A 7,710-nucleotide genomic window follows, 5' to 3' on the forward strand; every position below is an offset into this window, starting at 1 on the left:
GGTCGGTGACCGCTCCCACGGGAGCCCTGTGGGAGCGGTCACCGACCGCGACCTCTGTGGCCTCGTCTCTGATCTACCGCCCCTCCGCGCTGCCCACCTCCACCCCATCCCCCGCTCCGATCGCCATGATGACGAACCGCCCTACGCCGTCCCCGTCCGCGTCGGGCAGCGTTGCGGGGAGGGGCTGGTCGCACTGCACGGTCAGGCTGCTCGCCCGCACCAGCCGCGCCAACGGCTGGCCGGTCTCATTCACCACGGTCATCCCCGGCTCGCAGAAGTACAGCGGTGCGTTCGTCTTCACCGTGTTGCCCTCGGCGCTGGCGATGGTGCCGCGGCCGGTGCGCAGGTCCTGCCCGGCGCATGAGAAGCTCGTCGGTGACAGCACCTTCTCGATCTGGACCGAGGCCTCGTGGGTGGCGCTGCGGACGGGCACCCACCGGCCCTCGTCGGCGGCCGTCAGGCAGGGCTGGTCGAGCGTCACTATGCCCTGCGCGTAGTCCACGCTCGCGATCTTCGCCTGCCGCAGGCCCTTGCCTGTCAGCTTCGTCGCCCCCATCGTCAGCAGCTTGCCATCGAACAGCCGCGCCTCCGTGATCTTGCCCGCCGCATCGAGGCTGAGCACTGCCGCCCGGCCCTGCACGTGCAGCTTCCCATCCACGACGTACTCCTGCGAGGCGGATGCGGGCGTCCGCAGGTTCGTCGTCGAGAAGATGACATGCCGCCGGTCGCCCATCCGCACCTCGAGGGCGACCGCCCCGTCTTCGGGCGTGACCGGCAGCCGCGTCACGCTGGTGAGGTACGGTTCCCCCACGAACATCTCGTCCACGGTGACGAAGGCGCTCTTCAGGTCGTCGCCGGCGCGGCGGCGGACGACCCACTTGAGCTTGTCGGGGAACTGTGGGCGGCGCTGGGGGGTGCCGTCGCAGGCGAAGACGGTCTCGTCCTGGGGCACGAGATACGAGCGCAGCGTGGCCCCGCGCGCGGCCTCCTTGGGGAACAGTTTGGGGTCGCGGTTGACCTGCCACTGCACCCACGGCGCCTGGACCGTGGGCGCTCCAACCTGCGCTTCCTGCACATTGTAGAGCCACTGGAAGGCGCTGCCCCTGTACGCGCCGTAGTAGTGCCCGTACTTGCCGTCCTTGAGCTTCTCGTCGTCGTAGAAGATGCCGTAGGGCACGTCCGGCCCGGCCAGTGTCCCCTCCGCGCGCGGGGCGGACAGCGGCAGGCTGGAGCTGAACTCCGCCTCCGTGCCATGCACGAGCCAGTCATGCTGCTTGCCACCCGCGACGCGGAACACATCCACCACGTAGGCGTGATCGGGGTCGGCCTCGATCAGGAACGCCGTGCGGCGATAGTCCTGCGCCTTGCCAGGATAGGCCGCCACGTCGGTGACCTCAGCCATCTGCGCGAACGTGCCCGGATGGAAGGCGACCAGTTGCCCGCGTCCCAGCTCCGACCGCGTGGCGTCTACCATGCAGGTGTTGTGCACGACCGTGTGGGCCAGGAAGCCGAAGCGGCGCGGGTCGTAGGTGTCGGCGGTCTCGGGGTAGCCCAGGTCCGGCGTCAGCGGCCAGCCGTAGGCGTACAGGTCCATGTTCAGCAGGTCGAAGTGCGTATGCCCCACGGTGTACCCGTAGTACAGCGACAGGGCGAAGCGACTGCCCAGCTTGCCGGTCTGCAGCGTCAGGAAGCCCAGACCGGGCAGTAGGCTGCTGATCACGCCGGCTTCCTGCGGCGTGGCTTCCGCCTGCTTGATGATCTCGTCGCCCAGGTAGGGCCGGAACAGGTCGCGGCTGAACTGGCCGGTGCCGCCGCACTGCACCATGGCCTTGGCCTGCCGGGGCAGACGCATCTGCGCCCAGGCTCGTTCCTGGTACGGGGCGCTGACGCCCAGGCCGCCCGAGAACATGTTGTTCGAGTCGCCCAGGGGCGTGGTGTGCTGCCCGTTGGCCAGCATGTCAATGGGGGCCGTGTAGACGCTTCGCAGGCGCGGCTCTGTCCACAGGTCCACGCCGTTGGCGATGAGCAAGTCGGCGATAGCCCCCAGGTCGGTCATCCAGCCGCAGTTGTACGAGGGCGACTCGAAGGCGATGCCATCGCGGTGCAGCAGATTCACCAGCATGTCGCGAAAGCCGGTATCGGTGTACAGCTCGGCGGGGGCGCGGTTGTCGAGCACCCAGTCCACGATCTGCTGGGAGGTGGGCTTGCCTGCCTTCGTGTCCAGCGCCAGCGCGACCAGGAGCGCTGCCTGCTGGTGCATCCCCCAGTTGCCCTGGATGCGGTGCGAGCCGCCGATGATGTCATCGGCCATCACGCGCAGCATCCGGTCCTCAAGGTGCCGGGCCAGCCCCGCCGCGTCGAGGCCCGACAGCTTCTGCAGCTCCGCGTCGCCCGCCAGCGCGGGGAAGATGGCGTCATAGGCCAGCGCGGCCGTCTCCACCGTCCACGTCTCCCATGTGTGGTACAGCAGCCGCCCCTTGTACCCGTGGTCCACTTCCTTGCCGTAGCTCGATTGCGTTTCGTAGTTGTAGTCCGGGTAGTACGTCGCCAGTTGCCACAGCAGGAGCGCGCACTTGTGGGCGTACTTCGCCTCGCCGGTGATGACATAGGCCTTCGACAGGTTCTGGAGGGCCGGCAGCAGGTAGTTGTCCGCCATCCAGTGCGCGTAGTACGCTACGAACCAATAGGCAAACTTGTCGTCGGGGCTCTTCTTGTAGCCCCAGCCGTCGTCCACGACGTCGCCCGCCAGCAGCGACCTGTCCTTCATGCCCCCTTTGAGGTAGGCGGTGAAGTCGTTGCTGGGGTAGCTCTCGCCGCCGACGGGACAGACGACCTTGTACGGGTGGTCGAAATCCATCTTCCAGCCGTACATGCTGGCGACTTTGAGCACTTCCTGGCCGTGGACGGGGCACTCGTTGATGCACATGCGCGCGGAGCGGGGGACCTGCGGCGGGGGCACGAGGTCACGCAACCGCTCGTCATCGTAGGCCGCCCAGCGGTCGGCCTCCCTGATGATCCGGTCGCGCTCCTTCTGGGCCCATTCGTAGCGTGCGAGATTGTCCTTCATGCACGCGACACGGTCGGCGGTGTAGAAGTTGCGCACGGTCTTGCTCCAGGCGGGGAGGGCGATGAGGGTGAGGGATAGGGCCAGCAGGAGGTGACGCATGTTGGACTCCACCGAACGAACTATTGGGACGAGAGACGTGCCGTTGGAGCGCGGCTCTACTGTATCGCGCTGTCTGTCCCGATGAACCCGCCATTGCCCCCGGTCCCCACGTAGAGGCGCCCCGGGTCGGTCGGGTCCACCCGCAAGCACGAGATGTGCCACGAGGTCAGCCCGTCGTTCTCGGCGTGCCAGGTCTTCCCCCCGTCGCGGGAGACCAAGAGGCCGAGTGCCCGGTTGTTGTCATGGTAGGGGTGGTCGGTCGTGCCCAGGTAGAGCACGTTCGGGTCCTTCGGGCTGACAGCCACGCAACTGGCGAAGTGGAAGTCGTGCAGCCGCGTCCAGGTCACGCCGCCGTCATCGCTGCGGAACAGACCACCGGGGTACATCTTCTTGGTGGCTGCCTCGTAGTGCTCCCGCTGGCACACGTACAGCGTGTCGAAGCGCTGCGGCGCGGCTACGAAGGCCTGCAGGTCGCAGAAGAGCGGCTCCTGGCTGGTCTTCCGCCATGTCTGCCCGGCGTCGCGCGTCTCATGGATGCCGCTGCCCTGGTCCGGATGGCCGCCCAGGGCCACGCGCAGGTGCCGTGGGTCAGCGGGGTCCATGAGCAGGCGGCAGGGCGACTTGACGGCCTCCGCCGGCAGATCGGCGTTGAGACAGCGCCACGTGCCGCCGTCGTCGTCGCTGCCGTAGATGCCGTAGCCCTTGCAGGTGGCGAAGAGCCGCCGCTGCCCCGGCGGGCTGGTCGGGTCCACGAGCAAGGACCGCACCTGCCCACAGGGCAGCCCCGTCTTCGCCTCGCCCACGAGGGCCCATGTCTTCCCGCCATCGGTGCTGCGTGAGACAGTGCCGACGTTCGATCCCCACTGCCCGCTCGCGGCCCAGAGCTTCTCTGTGTCCGCCGGGTCGCGCGCCACGACGAAGCAGTTCCCGCTGTCCTTCAGCCCCAGATACGAGGTGCGGAAGGTCGCGCCGCCGTCGTCGCTGATCAGCAGGCCGATGTCGAAGTAGCAGAAGTACAGCCGCCCGGGAAGGAGCGGATCGGGGAGGCAGTCATTGAAGCAGGTGACTTCAAGGCCGGTGCCGGTGAAGCGCCCGTCAGGGAACTGCCGGCAGTAGCGCTGCTCCCAGGTCTTCCCGGCGTTGTCGGTCAGGAAGACCTGCCCCGAGGTGCCGAAGATGACGCGGTCTGGCTGCGTCGGGCTGAGCGCCAGGCACTCGACTGACGGCCCCCACTGGGTGATCCAGCCGTAGTCCATGTTCTTGCCGTCGCCCCATTGCTGCGAGGCCCGCTGCCATGACTGGCCGCCGTTGGTGCTCTTGCAGACCCCTGCCGACACCCAGGCCTGGTCGCCCACGTAGACGGTGTCGGCGTCCCGGGGGTCCACCACGATCTCCTTGAGGTTGGAGGTCATCCGACTCGACTGGCCGGTCTTGCCGACGCGGGTGCTCAGACCCTCGCTCCGTCGGGTCCAGGTCCGTCCGCCGTCGTCCGACCGCCAGACCCCGCCGTTCCACGGCTGGTCGTCGCGGGCAGTGGTCTGAAGCGTGCAGTAAGCGATCTGCGCCCGGCCGGGCGCGATGGCTGCCTCCAACACCGACTGGTCCGGCAGGCCGCCGGCGCGCTCCCACGTGGCTCCACCATCGGCGCTGCGGTATAGTCCGGCGGAGGTCGCGGCCAGGACGTAGGAGCCATCCGGCGCGACCTCCAGGTCACTGACGATGGCCTTCTCCGGCAGCGTCCCCGGCGGCGTGATGAGCTTCCAGCTCTCCCCGCAGTCCTCGCTCCTGTAGATCGCCCCCGCACCATCCTTGCCCCACCGGGGCCGGCCGATCCCGGCGTAGAGCACGTCGGGCTTCGTCGGGTCGAAGCACAGGGCCCCGACGGGGGCGGCGAAGCGATGGCGCTCGGGCGTCGGAAAGCCCTGGCGCTTCTCCTGCCACGTCTGGCCCTGGTCGGTGGACTTGCAGATGCCACCCTCGCAGCCCAGCAGCAGGATGTGGCTGTCACGCGGGTGCACGGCGAGGCACTCCACGAAGTAGTCCGTCAGGCCTGTGTTCTGGATGCTCCACGACTTCCCACCATCGCGGGAGAGGTAGAAGCCGCCGACATCGCAGCCCAGGTAGAGCGTGTCCGGATCGCGCGGGTCGCAGGCCAGCGACTGGATCCAGCCACCGCCACCGGGGCCGACGTGACGCCAGGTGAGGTCCCCGGCCCAGGTCGGGGCGCACAGCAGCACCGGCAGAAGAGCCAACCACAGGCGAGGTGAGGCCATAGTTCGGAGGTTCGGCGGCCTTGCCATCGGCACCTGCGGGTGGGGCTCGCAGCCCCCTTCGCCTGCCGCGGTCGTGCGGCACAAAAAAAGTTGCGAGCGGAAGCAGGTCTTCATGGTGGTGGTGTAGAATGTGTGGGGCTGGAGGGAGGGTGCAAACCCTTATCGAGGCCCGGGACTGGAACAGAAAACGTTTCGGAGAGGAGAGCGTAGATGTTCAAGACAAGGCCGGGACCATGGCTGCTGGCGGCCAGCGTCATACTGCTTCTGGTGTCCACCCAGGCAGTGATGGCGCAGTGCGGCGGAACTCTCAACCTCAGGTCGGGAGTGGCGTACAAGGGAGCCAACGTAGGCTGGACTGACTGGCGCTTCTGGGACGGGGAGGACAACAAGACCTACGCGTTCGGTCTCACCGGGAAGGTAGCCGACAACTGGGACGGCTCCGTGACGTTCCAGGCCGCCGGCACCGAGGGTGAAGATCCCATCGGTGGCGCGGTGCGCAAGTCTGACCTGCAACTGCTGGCTCTGGACGCCGGGTGGCAGGTGCGAGACACCAACTGGAAGATCGTGCTGAACCCGGGCTGTGAGTTCGTGACTGCCGATGCCCTCGGCACCAACGCCGTTACGGGGGAGAGTGCCGACTGGGGCGACATGATCGGCACCTTCGGCGTGGTGTGTGAGCGTCAGTATGGCTCGTGGACGTGGATCATCAACCCGAAGCTGGCGGGCTGGAAGGACGACGTCGTGGCCACCAACTACCAGACCGTGGAGGGCTTCGGGACGGTCATCGGCATCGGCGTAGGGCTGCGCAAGCAGATGGATGACCGCCTCGTGCTGATGGCCGACGTCACCCCGATCATCAGTGGGGACAACAGCCTCGACATGGACACGAACGAAGTCGAGCGCACCCTGGTGTGGGGCGTCGGCGCGACCTACCTGCTGCTCCCCGACTCCAACACCTGGCTCACGGTCTTCGGCTCGAACGCCTTCGGCACGACGCCGGCGACCTCCCTGCTGGCCACGCCTGACAACTCCGTATGCTTTGGCGTACGGGCTGCATCCACATTCTGAGAGGGAACAGGAGGCGACGACAGATGAGAAGAGAGGTAGCCGTACTCGGCGTCACCTTGCTGGCGCTGACACTGGTACTGGCGGGATGCTCCGGCGGATCCTCGCCCACCTTGCCCTCCCCGGATGGGGGTGGTGGCGTGGATCAGGCCCGCAGCACCATCACAACTGACTCGGAGGGGAGTCTCCTTCCTGACGGCCTCGGCGTCCCGAACTTCGCAGTGACGCTCGACGGGGCGCCGACGACGGTCCTGGACGTGATCCCCGGGCGCGACACCGGCATCTCGATCTGTTTCGTGGTGGACAGCACGGGCTCCATGAGCGGCGAGATTGACGGGGTCACTGACAGCATCGAAGCCTTCGCTGCGAGTTTCGTGGGCTTCAGCGTCACCTGGTCGGGCATCGAGTATGGCGATGCGACACCGTCCGATGGCCCCAACACGTGGGACTTCTTTGGGGACCTCAGCGAGCGCACGCTGGTGCAGGTCGCATCCGGCATCACGGCCCTGCAGGAGTGGCTGGCGCCCATCTCGGCCGATGGCGGCGGCGACACCCCTGAGAACCCGCTCAAGGCGCTCATGGAGGCCCGCTCGGTGATGCACTGGCCGGCTGGCGCCGCGCGTCACTTCATTGTCATCACCGATGTTGGCGCCCACCAGCGTAGCGATGGGCCGACCGACCCGGCCGACGAAGGACGCCCCGATGGCGCCCCCTTCTGCCCCTACGAAGGCTCTGAGGTGCTGGCGACGTTCAAGAGCTGGCCCGGAGTCATCCACGCGGTGAGCCCGGACTTCACCTCCTACTGGGCTGACGCTGACGCGGCCCAGGCCGCCACCGCCAACGCCCCGGGCGTCAAGCCCCAGGCCATCGCCGGCTACGCGGGCTGGGACATCCGCGAGTTGGCCGATGGCGGCCCGGCTGCCTACCGCACGCACAACGGCACCGGCGGCAAGTGGGCGCAGTTGCCCACCTCGGGCAGCGTGGACCTGACCACCCTGGGCATTGACGAGTACATCAAGCAGAGCTATGACGTCATCTACCGGATCCCCGCCGGCATGACCTCGGGCCACGTGGTCATCACGGCCACCTACCTCGACGGCGGGGTCAGCAAGACCTCCACCTTCGACCTGGGCACCGTGATCTTCTAGCCGTTCGTTCCGGTGCGCAGGCCCCCTTGAGACGCGGCGCCCCCCGGGCCGGCGCCGC

4 protein-coding genes are annotated in these 7,710 nt (G+C 67.7%); 2 read left to right on the plus strand and 2 right to left on the minus strand.

What is annotated here, in order from left to right; genetic code table 11:
• Nucleotides 1–73 precede the first annotated feature (73 nt).
• Together LLH23_00655 and LLH23_00660 are read right to left on the minus strand one after the other, a co-directional pair.
• Nucleotides 74–3,166, minus strand: a complete 3,093-nt coding sequence (locus tag LLH23_00655; GenBank protein MCE5236985.1) for a heparinase II/III-family protein — start codon at nt 3,164–3,166, stop codon at nt 74–76.
• Between the two features lie 56 nt (nt 3,167–3,222).
• The gene (locus LLH23_00660; GenBank protein MCE5236986.1) at nt 3,223–5,439 is read right to left on the minus strand and encodes a hypothetical protein; all 2,217 of its coding nucleotides are present in this window, start codon (nt 5,437–5,439) and stop codon (nt 3,223–3,225) included.
• A 210-nt stretch (nt 5,440–5,649) separates the two neighbouring features.
• Between LLH23_00660 and LLH23_00665 the strand changes: the two genes are divergently transcribed.
• Together LLH23_00665 and LLH23_00670 are read left to right on the plus strand one after the other, a co-directional pair.
• A complete protein-coding gene (locus LLH23_00665) occupies nt 5,650–6,507 on the plus strand; it encodes a hypothetical protein (protein MCE5236987.1) in 858 nt (285 codons plus the stop codon).
• A gap of 23 nt (nt 6,508–6,530) precedes the next feature.
• A complete protein-coding gene (locus LLH23_00670; protein MCE5236988.1) occupies nt 6,531–7,652 on the plus strand; it encodes a hypothetical protein in 1,122 nt (373 codons plus the stop codon).
• Nucleotides 7,653–7,710: the final 58 nt, after the last annotated feature.

This window comes from bacterium (assembly GCA_021372615.1).
Lineage (GTDB): Bacteria > Armatimonadota > Zipacnadia > Zipacnadales > UBA11051 > JAJFUB01.

Coding starts and splice junctions, on each gene's coding strand:
- LLH23_00655 (MCE5236985.1), bottom strand. CDS start 3,166: ATGCGTCACCTCCTGCTGGCCCTATCCCTCACCCTCATCGCCCTCCCC.
- LLH23_00660 (MCE5236986.1), bottom strand. CDS start 5,439: ATGGCCTCACCTCGCCTGTGGTTGGCTCTTCTGCCGGTGCTGCTGTGC.
- LLH23_00665 (MCE5236987.1), top strand. CDS start 5,650: ATGTTCAAGACAAGGCCGGGACCATGGCTGCTGGCGGCCAGCGTCATA.
- LLH23_00670 (MCE5236988.1), top strand. CDS start 6,531: ATGAGAAGAGAGGTAGCCGTACTCGGCGTCACCTTGCTGGCGCTGACA.